Origin of the sequence: Mycobacterium sp. (assembly GCF_035499775.1) — a bacterium.
GTDB lineage: Bacteria > Actinomycetota > Actinomycetes > Mycobacteriales > Mycobacteriaceae > Mycobacterium.
Window position 1 is genome coordinate 1 of the sequence record NZ_DATJYB010000339.1, and the last position, 14,126, is coordinate 14,126.

A 14,126-nucleotide genomic window follows, 5' to 3' on the forward strand; every position below is an offset into this window, starting at 1 on the left:
CAGGCCGTGGCTGAGGCGACTCGCCAGCAAGGTCAGCAACGTCTGGTCTTCGGGATTAAACGGTCGGTGTTCAGCCAGTTCGATCCAGATGACAAGCACTCCATGCGGATGCTCGAGGGCGATGCCGGCTCTGCCGGCCTCGCCGGTGTCGGGGATGAGCAGGTCACCGGCGGCCAGCGTGTTGATCGTGTTCCACGTTGCCGGCGGCAGGTCGGCCCACTGCGCGGGCTCACCGATGCAAACCAGCTCCGCAGCCCCGGACGCCGAGGTCGGGTCGACGTCGTTGGCAGCGCCTTGAGTTTGGAAGGCAACGGCCAGGACGCGACGTGCTTGCCACAGTCGACGCAGTTCTTCTGCCGCGGCATGGACCGCGTCATCGACGGTGTCGGCCTGGACAAGCTGCTGGTTGAGTGCGGCCAACGCCATTTGGCCTTGCACCGTGTAATGCTCGGCGGTGACGTCGCGGAATGCGCCGACAATGACGCGCTCGCCGGTGTCCGGGTCGTCCACGTGGCTGAAGTTGGTGGTGACCCACAACCGGTGCCCGTCACGGTGTGTGAGCGGGATGGTGAAGCTGCGCCGGCTCCCGTCCACGAAGGTGGCGAACGCCTCCATGACTTGTCGATGGGCGTCGGGGTCGGTGTCGGCGTCCGGAAACCACGGGGCGACGGCTGGATAGGGCAGGCCTTCCGTTCCGTAGCCGAGGATGTCGCTGAAAGCGGTATTGAACTGGATGACCGCGCCGTCTTGGTCGCAGACGAAGAACGCTTCTTGCAGGGACTCGACGAGCGCGGTGCGCCATAGGGCGTGGTGGTTACGCAGCCGCGCCAATTCGATGTTGGCGCGGGCGCGGGCCAGCAGTTCCGCGGCGGCGAACGGTTTGACGAGGTAATCGTCGGCGCCTGCCTGCAGGCCTTCGATGGAGGCTTCCTGGCCTGCGCGTGCGGACAGCAGCAGCACGGGTATCGAGGCGGTGCGCGGATCCTCGCGGAGTGCCGCGACCAGCTGAAGACCATCCATCCGCTGCATCATCACGTCGCTGACAACCAACGAGGGTGGATCCGCGCGGATGGCCTGCAGGGCCTGCTCGCCGTCGCACACGGCGTCGACGCCGTAGCCGGCAGTATGTAGCAGGCGGGCCAGGTATTCGCGCATGTCGGCGTTGTCGTCGGCGACCAGCACGCGCGCCTGTTTTCCGGCGCCCAGAATCGGAGCGCTGACGCTTTGCGATGCCAGCGGCGAGGTGTCCTCGATCGTGGCGGCGCCGTCGTCGGTGGGCAGCCAGCGCAAGGCCTCCTCGACGTAAGGGTCGGCCGCGCTGGGAAACGTCCGAGCGCGCTCGGCGGAGTCGCCGTTGCCGGTGTGCAGGTGCGCAGCGCCGAACGGCAGCCGGATGGTGAAGGTGGTGCCTGCGCCTTCCACGCTGTCGGCGGTGATCGCGCCGCCGTGCACCCCGACGAGTTCCTTGACCAGCGCCAGCCCGATCCCGCTGCCCTCGTTGGACCGCGCGAGTGTGGACTCCACGCGATGGAACCGCTCGAAGAGCCGGGGCATCTCGGTGACCGGCACTCCCACCCCCGTGTCGGCGATGGTGATGACCGCGTGGTCGCCGTCGCGTCGCAGCCGGACGGTGATGGAGCCCGCGAAGGTGAACTTCAGCGCGTTGGACAGCAGGTTGAGGATCACCTTCTCCCACATGTCGCGGTCCAGGTACACCGGTTCGCCCAGCGACGGGCAGTCCACCGTGAACGTCAGACCGGCTCGCTCGATGGCCGACCGGAACACGCTGGCCAGCTCGGCGGTGCTGGTGGCGAGATCGACCGGCTCGAAGTGCGGTTGCATGCGGCCGGCCTCGATGCGGGAGAAATCCAGCAGCGTGTTGACCAACTTGTTGAGTCGCAACGCGTTTCGGTGAACGACATCGAGTTCTTGGCGCGTGCGATCAGCTGGGCCTGGTGCTTCGGCCCGCAGTTCAGCGACTGGACCCAAGATCAGGGACAGGGGGGTGCGGAATTCGTGGCTGATGTTGGAGAAAAACGCGGTCTTGGCTTTGTCGAGCTCGGCCAGCTCCTCCGCCCGTCGTTGGTGAGCTTGGTAACTACGTGCGCTGCCGATTCCCCCCGAGATGTGGCCGGCCGCCAGTTCCACGAACCCGCGGTAGGCGCTATCCAGCGGCCGGTAGCGGTTCAGCGCGGCCACCAGGAATCCGTAGGGGGTGCCGCCCGCCTGCACCAGCGGCACCACCAGCGCTTGGACGGGCGGATTGCGCCAGTCGCCGGTGGGCAGCTCGCCTGCGACCTTGACGAGCTCGACCAGCACCTGTTCGCCGCGCGCCAGATCGACCACCGGCCACACTGAGCTGTCGTCTGCGGCGAGTACCGCCGGTGCAGCCGGATGCCCTGCAGCGATGCCGCTGATACTTGCCAACCGTGCCGCACCGTCGTCGTCGAACAGGTAGGTCAACGTAAACGGAAGGTCGCGCAAGTTGCGGCTGAGCTGGCCGGCGGTGAAGGCCAGCATCTGCTGCTCGGTGCGCACCACATTGGGGTCGGAACCCAAATCGCGCAGTGTCGCCATCCGCCGCTCGGCGATCACCCGGTCGGTATCCTCGCGGACCACGCACAGCATCCCGACCACCGCTCCGGCGTCGTCGTGCAGTGGGCTGTAGGAGAACGTGTGATACGACTCCTCCGGATAGCCCGACCGCTCAACAAACAGCAACAGCGCCTCATCCCACGTCGCCTGCCCGGAGGAGAGCACCCGATCGATCCGTGGGCCGATGTCCTCCCAGATTTCCGCCCACACCTCGCGGGCGGGTCTACCCAGCGCCCAGGGGTATTTGCGGCCCAGGGTGTCGCGACGGTAAGCGGCGTTGCAGAAGAACGTCAGCTCGGGCCCCCACGCCAGCCACATGGAAAAGCGCGACGACAGCAGGATGCGCACCGCCGTCTGCAAGCTCTGCGGCCACCCCACCGGCGGGCCGAGCGGCGTCGCCGCCCAGTCCACCGCCTTCAGGTCGGGACCGATTTCACTGTCGGCACCAAAGATCGAGTACTCGGCTCCGAAGATTGGGGCCTGATCTCCGCGCTCAGCACCCGTCACATCCAACCGACTGCCCTTTTGCTATAGCCCCAAAACTCGCATCGGCGCGATCGGGCCTCTGAATCGCGACCCTACAACCGGCGGACGCTGCGGCGACACGATTTGAAGCGTTAGAGCACGGGGTGGCTAAGAGGCGATCTCGACGCGGGTGGTCACCGGGGTGGGATTTCGGGTCAGATCCAGTACCGGGCAGTGCGCGTCCACCGCATCCTGCAGTTCGCGGTAGCGCTCCGCAGTCTCCGGTCCGGTCACCGTGACCACCACCCGCACCTCCTGGAATCTGGCGCGAACGTCGGTGTCGAAACCGAAGAAGCCCTGCACGTCGAGGTCACCCTTGGCGTGCGCGGTGATGTCCTCGACCGCGATCCCGAGTTTCTCGGCCCAGAACCGATAGGTCACGACCTGGCAGGAGAGCAGCGAGGCCAGGTAGTACTCGACGGGGTTGGGGGCCTTGCCCTCTCCGCCGAGGACCGGCGGCTCGTCGACCTCGACCCGATATTCGCCGAGGGTGACCGTGCTGGCGACGGCGTCGTGGGCGGTCGCGGACGCCTGGAAGACGGCCTGGGCCTTGGACTTGTCGGCAGCAACGACGGCGCCGGTGGCGGCGATGACATTGCCCAGATGGGTGGTCGAGGTTGTCACGACTGTGCTCCTTCTGTCGTGGCGATGATAGGAGCGCCTCGCGATTAGATCGACCCTCCCACTCGACGTGAACCGAATCCTCGATTGGCTGAGCTCACGAATCGCTCTTATGCGCGCGAGCAAATCGACCAGGCCCAGGCTGAACCCGGCTAAAGACAATTGGCTTACCGAGCGGAAACGGCCCAAAAACCGGTTTAGCCGCCGCTATGGGGATTTAGTGATATACCCCACAAACGGCGGCACCGGCCTAGTAGATAACTATGTCGTAAGAATGTGATCCATATCGCACGGATGCCGCGATTGGCTATACCGCCGCGGGATCGCCCGGCGGAGGCGGCATCGGGGCATCCATCGGCGCCGGAGGGGGCGGCGGCGGAGGCGGGGCATCCGGAGCAGGAGGCGGCGCGTCGAGAGCGGGAGCCGGCATCGGCGCGTCCACCAGCACCGGAGCCGGAGGCGGCGGCGGCGCGTCGAACGGCGGAGGAGGCGGCGGCAGACCGTCAACCGGGTCCATCGGCAGGAACATGTGATGGGTGAATCCGCGCTGGTAGGCACCAGCGCCGCCGATGCGCACGCCACCGCCTTCGCCGCTGGACACCGGGGTGCCGTCGGGCAGGGTCACCGCGGTGTGGCCACGGCTCCAGCCGATCACCAGGGCGTTGGGAGCGGTTCCGTACTGGAAGCCGCGGGACAACAAAGCGGACTCTTCGTTCCCGGTGTTGAATCGGCTCCCGAAGACCGGCCTGTCAGTCGCGGCGTTAGATACCCACGATGCCAGCCCTGAACAGTCGGTCCCGGCGGGAGAATCGCCGCCCGAGACATAAGGAGTGCCGGACACTTGATTGATAAGCGCCAGCAGCGTTGCGAGAATCATGGGCAAGGACGCTACCAATAATATGCATAGCGTATCAAAGTTTGTGGCGCTAATCACTTTGTTCCAGCTAATGATCCCAGCCTATACAGCAAACTTATCACGAAACAACTTAAATGTTGAAACAGAAGTTATTATTGAGATATAGCAAAATATTTCAGCTATTGCAGAATTGTTTTCTCGGGCCGTCTACCTGCGAAGACGCCCTGGTTGGCCGTACAGATTCGATTCAGATCCGCAAACAGCACAATTGCGCAACGCGCCTGACGGGGCGGCGGGGATTGGGCGTTGATCCGCCCGACGGGGGTCTCCAGCGCAAAGATGCTGAGTAATCTCAGGCGGCGACCCGCTTCACCCGGCTCCGCCGCCCTCGCGATCGCCGCTAAACGTCCTCGTCGGACTTCACGTTGCGTGCGGTCTCCTCAGCTTTGTAGATGATCACCATGGGGTCCTCGCCCGTCAGTTCGGCGATGTGTTTGACGAGCATCCCGCAGAAGGCGTTGTAGCCGGAGATGACGCCGTCCGGGCCGATCTGTTTCAGGTGCTCGTTGATCTTGGTGCCGGCAGCGACTCTGTCCGCTTTGAAGAACGTCTTCACGATGTCGATCGCGGCAAGGGTGGCGGTTCGTTGAGTCTCCGACCAACGGGGTTCTGTGCTCACGCCAAGCGAGTGTTCCATGAAAGCCGGCTTTTAGGTCCCGGTCGAGCAAAGTCCTGGCCATATTCCAAACTGTCGTCGTCGGCCTGAGCCGGCTCGCTTGCCTACCTGGCCGATGCCGTCAACTACGTGCCCGAGCCGAAGCCCCACGCGCTGCGTCCGCACCCAGACATGCGAAAGCGCCAGCGGCCGTTCGCACTTGCGAACTACCGCCGGCGCCGTTCGGTGATATCAGTGCCAGTTAACGGAGGCGTGACCGGCGTGCGGGCCGTTCCAGTGGACCCCGGCGTGGTTACCGTTGGGGCCGCCCACGACGCCACCCTGGAAGTTGGGCTCGGCCGAAGCGGTGCCAGCGGCGGCAAGCCCGCCCAGCGCAACAGCGGCGGTGGCGACGGCACCGGCGGCAAACTTGGCGAAACGGGTACTGATCATTGAGACTCCTTCTGTCAGAGGGTTTTAGGGGTTTTCCCCGTGACATCAGGTTCAGCCGAAGTCCTCAACGATTTCTGGAAAGATCCTTGGCGATTTCTCTACGAGACGTCTGCTACTTCCCGGGCTTATTTGCTGGGCTACGTCGCAAGCCGCCACGTGGGGTGGCCTGCGGCGCCTTCCTACCGACCGACAACTTTCCGCCCTCGAACAGCAGCGGGTAGATCAGACCGCCGATGGCGCCCCCGATCAGCGGCGCCACCCAGAACACCCACAGTTGACCCGGCGCGCCGTTCGCGTTGAAAAAGGCGACGCCGGTGGACCGCGCCGGATTGACCGAAGTGTTGCTGATCGGGATCGAGACGAGATGGATGAGCGTCAGCGACAGACCAATGGCCAACGGCCCGAACCCCTTTGCGGCCCGGTCATCGGTCGCGCCAAGTATCACGATGAGGAAGAACGCCGTCAGCAAAACCTCGGCAATGATCACCGCTGCCAGCGAGTACTTGGCGGGCGAATGCTCACCGTAGCCGTTTGCCGCCATGTTCCCGACGCGGGAAAACCCGGGCTTTCCCTGCGCGATGACCAGCAACACCGCGCCGGCCAGCAGGCCACCGATGACCTGGGAGATCCAGTAGCCGGGAAGATCCTTCCACGGCAGCCGGCCGCTCACCGCCGCGCCCAGACTGACCGCGGGGTTGAAATGCCCACCCGAGATGTGGCCGACGGCGTAAGCCATCGTGACGACAGTCAGCCCGAATGCCAATGCCACTCCGAGGAAGCCGATGCCCAATTGGTAAGCGCCGCTGCCATCTTCGGCTTTGGCGATCTGTTTAGCCGCGAAGATCGCGCTGCCGCAACCAGCGAACACCAGCCAGAACGTGCCGAATAGCTCGGCGCCCAATTTCGAAGTCAATGACGACATCTTCATGTGCCGACCTCCAGGTGAGAGGAGCCCCATAAAAATGTAGCCCCCGCTCACCCGGATCCCCAAAGGTTTCCCCCCGATCTTCCTGTCATACTGCCCAAAACCGCCTTTCCCACCGGCGGCTACAGGGAGGAAGGTTGTCATGGGCGATAACGACGTCCGGGACGCGCTTCAGGTTCACTGGGCTGCCTCCGACGCAAACGACTTCGACACGGAACATCGGATTTACCGAGCCGACGCGGTTCTTGACTATCCGCAATCAGGTGAGCGGATCCGCGGCCGTGACAACATTCAGGCTTCGCGCACCGCTCAGCCGAACGCCAAACGCTTCACCGTAAGGCGGATCCTCGGCGGCGGCGACCTGTGGATCAGCGAACTGGTGCTGAGCTACGACGAACAACCGTTCTACGTAGTGAGCATCATGGAATTCGAGGACGGCGAGGTCGTGCACGAGACCCAGTATTTCGGCGAAGCTTTCGAGCCCGGGCCGTCGCGCGCTCAGTGGGTCGAACCGATGCAATGACAAGCCCCATTGGGGCAACGAGATGAACGAACCAGCCGTTGCAGCGTTGGGCGGCGCCGGGGCTGGCCGAAGTGGCGAATCTTCAGCCTCCCGCTGTGCGCGCGTTCATCGCCCCGCCACGTTCAGCAGGATCTTGCCGCCCCGGAGGAGATGCTGCACTGCGTCCTGGATATGCGTGAGGGGGTACACACCCGCTACGGGGACCACGAGGGTGCCGTCGGCCACCAGCGGTGCCGCCTCACGAATGACAGGCACCACCTTGTGGTGGTAGTCGAAGTCGCCGACAAAGAATCCGCGGACGGTGATGTGCTTGCCGACCAGTGTCGAGCTGTCGACCCACATGGGTTCGTCCCTGGCCCAGGAATAGCTGACCAACGATCCACCGTCGGAGAGCAATTCGAGCAGCCGCCCCACCCCTGGGCCACCGACGGCTTCCACTGCCAGCGCCACTCGCGCGTCGCCGATCACCGCCCGAACATCGCCGACCGCATCGGGGTCGTCGACGTGGACCACGTCGGCCCCGGCTGCTGTGAGCTCGGCGAACGTTGTGTCGTCGCGGGCCAGGTTGATCGTCTTCAGTCCCCGAAGTTTGGCTAGCGCGATCAATGACCGTCCCACACCGGAGTTCGCGGCGTTCTGAACCACCCAGTCACCGGGCTGCAGGGTGGTGCATTCACTGAGCATCAATCCTGCCGTCGGGGGGTTGCTGCCCAGCATCGAGTACTGCTCGATGTTGCCGCCGGCGGGGAGTGCGAACAGGCCGTCGGCGGGCACCACGAGCCGCTCACGCCACGCACCGGCATACAGGGGTAGCACGACCAGATCGCCGACCTGAAGTCCATCGACCTCGGCGCCAGTGGCAAGCACACGGGCGACCCCCTCTGCGCCGGGTATGTGGGGCAGGGGTGGTCGGGCCAGCATGCCGCCCACAACCAGTAGGTCATGTTTGTTCAACGGCGAGAACTCAACGCTCACCAGCACCTCATGCGGGCCCGGTGGCGGCGGCTCTTCGATGTCGACGACACGGAGCACCTGTGCGGGGTCTCCGAACCGTTCAATCTGTATGGCGCGCATATCAATTCCTCTCGCTAGGCTGGTTAATTTCGACAGCAGCTATCGCCGAATTTCGGCGTCGCTGCGCGTCTCGATGGCCTTGACGCTGTGGACGAATGCCTTCCTTAATACGCCCTTGCCGATCGATGCGACTACGGCCGCCAGGACGCGTCCCTTGAAGTTCTTGCCCTCGCGGACAATGACAACGTCGACATTCGTGGTGCCGTCGGGATGCGGGCTGAGGGTATAGACGTAACCCGACGCGCCTCCCCAGGTGTTCGAGTCGGTGGTCGTCAGCGTGACGCGGTTGGGATCGGACCAGTCGTAGTGCAGGCGTTCCCAGATGCCGCCTGAGCCTTCCGTGACATCGGCGTCGCGGGCGCCCTTGTGGTGCACCCTGAGGTCGCCGTCCGCGCTATTCGGAAACAGCTCCGAACGGCCCGGTCCGAAGTCAGTGAGCCCGGCGATGAACTGCTCAGGGGTGGAAGCTGTCGACTGGTGGAAGTGAAGCGTGGACATTGTGTCCTCCTTAATGGAGTTGATCTTTCGTCCACGGGAAAGCGCATCGCCGCCACTGCGAATTCCTGTTTGGACGTCGGCGGGGAAGCCTTGTTGATCCTGGTATCGCGACGGACAGCCTTAGGATCGGGGAATGACGGCGACTGCCAGCCGAGGGGCCAACTTTCTCGGCAAGCGTCATCGCAGGCCCGCCTCCTGCGCCTCGCAGGTCGCGACCCCAGCGCCCCAGATGAGACGAATTCCCTTACTTGACAGTGACTTTCGCCGTGAACGTGTGCAGTGGTGCTCCGCCCGGGGTGGCAACGGAACTTTCGCGATTGGTGATCGTCGTCGTGCCGGCCTTCGAAGCTCTGAAGATCCAGAACTCGCTGCCCGATCCGCCGGTCGTGGTGGCGCTGGCAGTGTATTCGTGACCAGTTTGCTGCAGGATGGTGGCATCGCCGATCTGCGTGTCCGCCGCCCACCAGAATGGGGTGCTGTGATTCGCCGACAAGGTCAGTTTCAGCGTGTCGCCGACCGACATCGTGATGTCTTTGCCGTTATCGGCCCCCGAAGCCTCGATGGTCGGTGATTGCGTAGCGGCGGTCGTCGGCGTCGCGGTCTGCGAGCGGTTCTCTTTTGCCGAACACCCCAACACCGCCAGCGAAACGAGCATTACGAAAATGACCAGCTGGCGTTTGGTCAAATCGAATTCCATATGCCGTTGTTGAAGAATCCCCAAGTATTGAGAGTGGGGTTCCACATCAGGTGGGCCTGCGGCGCCCATGCCGGTGGAGGTGGCGCCGGCGGCGCCCACCCCGGCGGGGGTCCCCAGGGTCCCCAACCCACCGGCGCGGGTGCCGGAGCTTGCCAGTCGTGGCACTTACTCCAGTCCCAGTTGTAGTCCCTGCCCCAGGCCGGGTCCCATAGATCACCCGGGCACCAGTGGCTGGTCGGCGCGGGGGCCGGGGCCGCCTGCGCCGACGGGCCACCCGCCAGTCCGACAGCGGCCAGGGCCAGCCCGCCACCGACCAGCACGCTCATACACCGCCGAACCCACGGTCGCGTTTGCTTAGTAGCCGCCATCCCCTAAGGATTTCCCCTGGAACGGCATCCAAGCAAGTAGCGATTCCAAGTCACCTCCCGAGTGGCGCGGGACCCGGCGTCGGCGCCGCAGGACCTGCGACGGAGGCGGGTGCTAGTTAAAATGCCATGAGATCTCGTCGCGAATTTCCTGGGCTGGTCACCGGACGCCGCGGAATTCAACTAGGAGGGACGTCATGGTGGTGAGAGCCATCGCGTTGATAGTCCTTTCCGTCTGTTTGGCCGTGCCTGCCCACGCGGACCCGACCGACGACGCATTCATCACCAACCTCAAAACCTCCGGCATGGATTACGGCGCACCCGACAAAGCAATCCAGGTCGCGAAAACCGTCGTCTGCGGCACCCTCAGCGGCAACCCCAAAACCAGCAACGCGGATCTGATCGCCAAGGTCACCCAGGCCACCAACTGGCCAGCGATGAATGCGGCCTACTTCACTGGAGCTGCGATCCAGGCCTACTGCCCGCAGTACGGCTCCATCACCGCCCCTCCGGTCCCCAGTAGGGCCCCTAACGGCCCCAGCAGGGGTCCATCGCCCTCCCCCACGCCATCAGTTCAACCAGCGGCTGACGCGAAAGGCTGATCTGCGCATCCGGGGCCGCACGGTCGGTGTCACACTCCGAATTTGGCGCGTGCCTCGTCAGTCACCGGGGTGAACAGGTTGACGAGGTTCCCGTCGGGGTCGCGGAACAGCAGAGCGCGATTTCCCCACGGCATTGTCGTCGGCTCGGTCACCACGTCGGAAAGTCGCTCGCCAATCCGTGCGTACTCGGCGTCGACGTCGTCCACGATGAACTCGATGATGCAGCTTCGGTTGGCCGCCGGCTGAGCGGATCCCTCTCCAAACAGCGGGACGGTCTTGTCGCTACCGATGGCCAGCGCGGCAGTCGGCGTTGGAATTTCGGCGAACAGCTCGTTCCCCCATACCGCGGAGACCCCGGTGACCATCTCGTAGAACGTGACCAGCCGATTTACGTCAGCGGTGATGATGCGCGTCGAAACGAATTTCATCGGAACTTCCCCTTGTGATGCGGCCGAAGGATTGGCGGATGTGTTCGGCAACCACATGCTAGGTACGCACTCCGACAAGTCGTCGTCGGTCACCACTAGGCGTTCGCGGCACCGGTCGTGGCAAGGATGGTGCGCGCGAGGAACTCGGGATCCTCGAGCATCGGAATATGCGCTACGTCGGGCAGGACGGTGAACGTGGCACGAGGTGAGCGCTTTCGGGCGACGGGATCGTAGAGACTGCTGGGAAGCAGGGTGTCTTTCTCCGCCCACGCGATGGTGATTGGGCACGGCAGGGGATCCATCTGAGCGACGCATTCCTCTGCGCGAAGATGTCGTCAACGATGCTGCACTCAAAGGCCTCTTCGACGATCCCTGCCGCTCGGTGGGCGCCGAGTCGATCTCCGTGAAACACCGTGTCGCGCAACGCGTAGCGCCGCAGAACCGAAGGCTTCATCGGAAGCGGCGAGAGGGAACGCATCAAACGGCAGCGCTGCGTTGCGGCGGACCCGCTTCATCGCTCGCGCTTGGAGCTCATCCGACCAGAATCCGCCCGGTGCAATCGCACAGACGGACCAGTGCTCATTTCTTTGCCTAGACGTTGGGGGGAACGCCACCAGGTCATGGTTCCCAGGCTTGATTGGCAACCGGTGCGGGCGAAGTGTCGTACTCGCCCATCTGCTTTGCCGTGAAGGCATGGGGGCTGTGCCTATCGCGCCCAAGAATGTTTGGCCCGGCCACGCCTGTTACAGCGACAAACGCCGTGACGGCGATGCTCGTCAGCCATGTTGCGCGGTCGATCTCTCCTTGGCCGCGAAGAGCCCGTATATAGGTGAGGCCGATGGGAACGTGCAGCAGAATCGACGCGAGAAATCCAGGACTGTACTTCGCGTTCGCGATGCGAGGAAAAATTACTCCGTGACCGACCGACTGACTGATTCCGAACAAGACAGGCGGCAGGCCGAGCCACCTCACGTTCGGGAACACGATCGGCGCGATGTAGAAGGGATAGGCGACGGCGGTGTTGATGCACATCGCGGTGTTGGTGTTGAGGGGATAGTTCCGAGGCTGATCGCTCTTGAAGATGCCGCGGTTGAACTGTCCCGGAAAGTAGCCGGGATCTTCGTACTCCTCGTATTGATGGACGAGAAGAGCGATGAAGTTCATCACTGCCAGTGCGCGCAGGTTGGTCAGCTTCTTACCCGCAGCCAGAGTTGACGCTCCGCCGAGAGCCATCGCGAGTACGGCGCCAACCCTCGGCCAGTTGCTGCGGTACTTGTCGAGCGAGGATCTGCTGACCATCTCTTCCTTTCGGTCCACAAACTGTGTCACTGAGGCTACAGACAGCGACGCCGCTGGACCTGGACTTTAGTGCCCGCCGCCTTACCTGTGTGTTCATCCGAGCGCAGTCGATGCGCTGGGTTGTGTCAGCGACACGTCTCCGAGGTAGACGTCAGTAAGCGTCAGGATTTCGGTCGAGCGACGGTCACGCAGAATTACCCGCAGATAGCCGTCGTCCAGCGTTTATACACGTTTATCCGTGGCGGAATTCGACCACGTCACCGGACACCCATGACGATGCGCGTGCTGACTAGAGGATCAACTGGCGTTTTGCACAAATGCTGAAATCTCTAGGCTGAAGCAGCGCAGCCGAGAAGCCAACGAGAGGCATCCGATGTTCGATGATCCCGCACGCCTAGCGACATTCTTTGCACGCGCCAATGCGGTCGTGCGTCCTCTACTTCAATCGCCGTTGCACTGGCTAGTGAGCGGCCGCTTGATGCTATTGAGCTATACCGGCGGTAAGACCGCTAACAAGTACAGCTTCACCGTCGGCTATTTCCCCTGGGATGACGGCGACGTCATAGTTTCCAGTTCCGCGAACTGGCCTAAGACGATCGGCAGCGCCAAGAACGTGCGCGTGCTCATCAAGCGACGCTGGTTTGAGGGCCGACCGACGGTGATCAGACAACTCGAGCAGAAAGCAGACGTTCTCGGTGACTTCGCCAAGCGGAACGGACCCCGAGCCGCCAAAGGGCTGATGCTTGGGTTGCCGGGAGACCGCCAGCCGGATCGCCAACAGTTGCTTGATGCGGCAGCCAAAACGACAATAGTCCGACTTGCCCTCAGCACTACGAACTAGCGAGCGGCAGCGCGCCGCCCAGCCGCGAGCACGAGCCTCCTCGCCCAGCTGCGTACAGACCCAATGATGCGCTGGGCCAACGACCGCACCCGGATAGCCCAACGGGGCCGCCGACGAGTGCCATGCTCGCCAACCTTCCATCGCCAACCTGATCGACCAAAACTGTTGCAGGAGAACAATATTCGAGAGTCGGCCGAAATCGGTTGTGCCGCATCCCCCGACGACCGACGGCGGCGCAGTGTTGCTTTTTAAGGACGTGCCCACGCCGGCAGTGGGCGCGGTGGTTTATCTACCAGATTTTTCTCCAAAGAATCTTCGCTGAAACGCTTGAATCTCAGCAAGGTCGAATTCATCAGAATTGATTGTGCTACAACAAGACTGCGGGTTTGGCCGTTGGGGCGCAAGCAGCAGCCGTCGCGCCTGAGGACTGTCACGGGAATCGCGGCGCCGCGGGCGGCCGTTTGAGTTGCTGACAATGGCTGTCGGTGTCGAGGCGGTCGGCGTCAGAGCGTGAGGTTTTGGAGCTATTGCGCCGCAAGCAGGCGCCGCGGATCGATGGTGGCGACGACGTGCCGGCGGCGGCGTTCGCCGCGCAAGTCAAGCAACTCCGCGATGTTGATGTGCAGATCCGCGCGCTGCACGGGGCCGCGGCGGCTGAAGACGAAACCCTCGAAACTGCAGAAACGGCTGTGACGTCTTTTTGCTGCCGTGATCGCGGCTACGATTTTAGCGTTTTGACCAGGGCTCGACGACCGCCCAAGACGACCGCCGGGTCGTACCTTGGTTCTATTTGCTTGCTTTTGTTGTTGCTCCATGCCGGAATTCCACAACGTCGCCGTCGGCCATCACGTAGTCCTTGCCCTCCATCCGCACCTTGCCGGCCGCCTTGGCCGCCGTCATGGATCCGGCGGCGATCAAGTCGTCGTAGGACACGATCTCGGCCTTGATGAAGCCCTTCTCGAAGTCGGTGTGGATGACGCCGGCCGCCTTGGGGGCGGTGTCGCCCTGATGGATCGTCCAGGCGCGCGACTCTTTCGGACCCGCCGTCAGAAAGGTCTGCAGCCGTAGAGTGTGAAACCCCGCCCGCGCCAACGCATCCAGCCCACGTTCAGTCTGGCCGATCGACTCCAGCAACTCGGCGGCCGACTCGTCGTCGAGCTCCTGCAATT

18 protein-coding genes are annotated in these 14,126 nt (G+C 63.5%); 3 read left to right on the forward strand and 15 right to left on the reverse strand.

Annotation, left to right across the window (positions count from 1 at the left end):
- From VML93_RS21370 to aqpZ, 6 genes are all read right to left on the reverse strand, one after another.
- The coding region (locus VML93_RS21370) for an ATP-binding protein (protein ID WP_325613763.1) at positions 1-3,102 on the reverse strand (3,102 nt) is incomplete at its 3' end.
- A gap of 126 nt (positions 3,103-3,228) precedes the next feature.
- Complete coding sequence (locus VML93_RS21375; protein WP_325613765.1) at positions 3,229-3,744, reverse strand: OsmC family protein; 516 nt, start codon at positions 3,742-3,744, stop codon at positions 3,229-3,231.
- A 304-nt stretch (positions 3,745-4,048) separates the two neighbouring features.
- On the reverse strand, positions 4,049-4,618 hold the full coding sequence (locus tag VML93_RS21380) for a peptidoglycan endopeptidase (RefSeq protein WP_349256597.1): 570 nt from the start codon (positions 4,616-4,618) through the stop codon (positions 4,049-4,051).
- A gap of 379 nt (positions 4,619-4,997) precedes the next feature.
- Positions 4,998-5,276: a hypothetical protein gene (locus VML93_RS21385; protein WP_325613768.1), complete on the reverse strand. Its 279-nt coding sequence runs from the start codon at positions 5,274-5,276 to the stop codon at positions 4,998-5,000.
- 228 nt (positions 5,277-5,504) lie between these two features.
- Positions 5,505-5,705, reverse strand: coding sequence for a hypothetical protein (locus tag VML93_RS21390; protein ID WP_325613769.1), 201 nt, complete (start codon positions 5,703-5,705; stop codon positions 5,505-5,507).
- A 112-nt stretch (positions 5,706-5,817) separates the two neighbouring features.
- The gene (gene aqpZ / locus VML93_RS21395; RefSeq protein ID WP_325613787.1) at positions 5,818-6,627 is read right to left on the reverse strand and encodes an aquaporin Z; all 810 of its coding nucleotides are present in this window, start codon (positions 6,625-6,627) and stop codon (positions 5,818-5,820) included.
- Between the two features lie 145 nt (positions 6,628-6,772).
- Between aqpZ and VML93_RS21400 the strand changes: the two genes are divergently transcribed.
- A complete protein-coding gene (locus VML93_RS21400) occupies positions 6,773-7,153 on the forward strand; it encodes a nuclear transport factor 2 family protein (RefSeq protein WP_325613771.1) in 381 nt (126 codons plus the stop codon).
- A gap of 105 nt (positions 7,154-7,258) precedes the next feature.
- Here VML93_RS21400 and VML93_RS21405 read toward each other — a convergent pair whose 3' ends face one another.
- From VML93_RS21405 to VML93_RS21420, 4 genes are all read right to left on the reverse strand, one after another.
- Positions 7,259-8,227 (reverse strand): zinc-dependent alcohol dehydrogenase family protein, encoded by a 969-nt coding sequence (locus VML93_RS21405; RefSeq protein ID WP_325613772.1) that lies wholly within the window; start codon positions 8,225-8,227, stop codon positions 7,259-7,261.
- Positions 8,228-8,266: 39 nt separating this feature from the next.
- Positions 8,267-8,725 (reverse strand): hypothetical protein, encoded by a 459-nt coding sequence (locus VML93_RS21410; protein ID WP_325613774.1) that lies wholly within the window; start codon positions 8,723-8,725, stop codon positions 8,267-8,269.
- Between the two features lie 244 nt (positions 8,726-8,969).
- The gene (locus VML93_RS21415) at positions 8,970-9,422 is read right to left on the reverse strand and encodes a protease inhibitor I42 family protein (protein ID WP_325613775.1); all 453 of its coding nucleotides are present in this window, start codon (positions 9,420-9,422) and stop codon (positions 8,970-8,972) included.
- A complete protein-coding gene (locus VML93_RS21420; RefSeq protein WP_414686412.1) occupies positions 9,407-9,790 on the reverse strand; it encodes a hypothetical protein in 384 nt (127 codons plus the stop codon). The genes VML93_RS21415 and VML93_RS21420 overlap by 16 nt, the downstream gene beginning before the upstream one ends.
- A 194-nt stretch (positions 9,791-9,984) precedes the next feature.
- Here VML93_RS21420 and VML93_RS21425 point away from each other — a divergent pair, with 194 nt between their 5' ends.
- On the forward strand, positions 9,985-10,389 hold the full coding sequence (locus VML93_RS21425) for a DUF732 domain-containing protein (protein WP_325613778.1): 405 nt from the start codon (positions 9,985-9,987) through the stop codon (positions 10,387-10,389).
- 29 nt (positions 10,390-10,418) lie between these two features.
- On the opposite strand, the gene VML93_RS21430 is transcribed toward VML93_RS21425, so the two are convergent.
- From VML93_RS21430 to VML93_RS21440, 3 genes are all read right to left on the reverse strand, one after another.
- On the reverse strand, positions 10,419-10,817 hold the full coding sequence (locus tag VML93_RS21430) for a VOC family protein (protein WP_325613779.1): 399 nt from the start codon (positions 10,815-10,817) through the stop codon (positions 10,419-10,421).
- Positions 10,818-10,912: 95 nt separating this feature from the next.
- Positions 10,913-11,119 carry an alpha/beta hydrolase gene (locus VML93_RS21435; protein WP_325613781.1) on the reverse strand — a complete coding sequence of 69 codons (207 nt, stop codon included), beginning with the start codon at positions 11,117-11,119 and terminating at the stop codon, positions 10,913-10,915.
- Between the two features lie 316 nt (positions 11,120-11,435).
- The gene (locus tag VML93_RS21440; protein WP_325613782.1) at positions 11,436-12,146 is read right to left on the reverse strand and encodes an HXXEE domain-containing protein; all 711 of its coding nucleotides are present in this window, start codon (positions 12,144-12,146) and stop codon (positions 11,436-11,438) included.
- A 343-nt stretch (positions 12,147-12,489) separates the two neighbouring features.
- Between VML93_RS21440 and VML93_RS21445 the strand changes: the two genes are divergently transcribed.
- Complete coding sequence (locus VML93_RS21445; protein ID WP_325613784.1) at positions 12,490-12,957, forward strand: hypothetical protein; 468 nt, start codon at positions 12,490-12,492, stop codon at positions 12,955-12,957.
- A 524-nt stretch (positions 12,958-13,481) separates the two neighbouring features.
- Here VML93_RS21445 and VML93_RS21450 read toward each other — a convergent pair.
- Complete coding sequence (locus VML93_RS21450) at positions 13,482-13,772, reverse strand: hypothetical protein (RefSeq protein WP_325613785.1); 291 nt, start codon at positions 13,770-13,772, stop codon at positions 13,482-13,484.
- A partial coding sequence (locus tag VML93_RS21455; protein ID WP_325613786.1) for a DUF933 domain-containing protein occupies positions 13,744-14,126 on the reverse strand: 383 nt, incomplete at its 5' end. The genes VML93_RS21450 and VML93_RS21455, both read right to left, overlap by 29 nt.

What these genes read in the sequence shown, in the direction of transcription:
- VML93_RS21430 (WP_325613779.1), bottom strand. Translation starts at nt 10,817, where the DNA reads ATGAAATTCGTTTCGACGCGCATCATCACCGCTGACGTAAATCGGCTG.
- VML93_RS21420 (WP_414686412.1), bottom strand. Translation starts at nt 9,790, where the DNA reads ATGGCGGCTACTAAGCAAACGCGACCGTGGGTTCGGCGGTGTATGAGC.
- VML93_RS21415 (WP_325613775.1), bottom strand. Translation starts at nt 9,422, where the DNA reads ATGGAATTCGATTTGACCAAACGCCAGCTGGTCATTTTCGTAATGCTC.
- VML93_RS21425 (WP_325613778.1), top strand. Translation starts at nt 9,985, where the DNA reads ATGGTGGTGAGAGCCATCGCGTTGATAGTCCTTTCCGTCTGTTTGGCC.
- VML93_RS21445 (WP_325613784.1), top strand. Translation starts at nt 12,490, where the DNA reads ATGTTCGATGATCCCGCACGCCTAGCGACATTCTTTGCACGCGCCAAT.
- VML93_RS21380 (WP_349256597.1), bottom strand. Translation starts at nt 4,618, where the DNA reads ATGATTCTCGCAACGCTGCTGGCGCTTATCAATCAAGTGTCCGGCACT.
- VML93_RS21400 (WP_325613771.1), top strand. Translation starts at nt 6,773, where the DNA reads ATGGGCGATAACGACGTCCGGGACGCGCTTCAGGTTCACTGGGCTGCC.
- VML93_RS21390 (WP_325613769.1), bottom strand. Translation starts at nt 5,705, where the DNA reads ATGATCAGTACCCGTTTCGCCAAGTTTGCCGCCGGTGCCGTCGCCACC.
- VML93_RS21435 (WP_325613781.1), bottom strand. Translation starts at nt 11,119, where the DNA reads ATGGATCCCCTGCCGTGCCCAATCACCATCGCGTGGGCGGAGAAAGAC.
- VML93_RS21405 (WP_325613772.1), bottom strand. Translation starts at nt 8,227, where the DNA reads ATGCGCGCCATACAGATTGAACGGTTCGGAGACCCCGCACAGGTGCTC.
- VML93_RS21410 (WP_325613774.1), bottom strand. Translation starts at nt 8,725, where the DNA reads ATGTCCACGCTTCACTTCCACCAGTCGACAGCTTCCACCCCTGAGCAG.
- aqpZ (WP_325613787.1), bottom strand. Translation starts at nt 6,627, where the DNA reads ATGTCGTCATTGACTTCGAAATTGGGCGCCGAGCTATTCGGCACGTTC.
- VML93_RS21450 (WP_325613785.1), bottom strand. Translation starts at nt 13,772, where the DNA reads ATGGAGCAACAACAAAAGCAAGCAAATAGAACCAAGGTACGACCCGGC.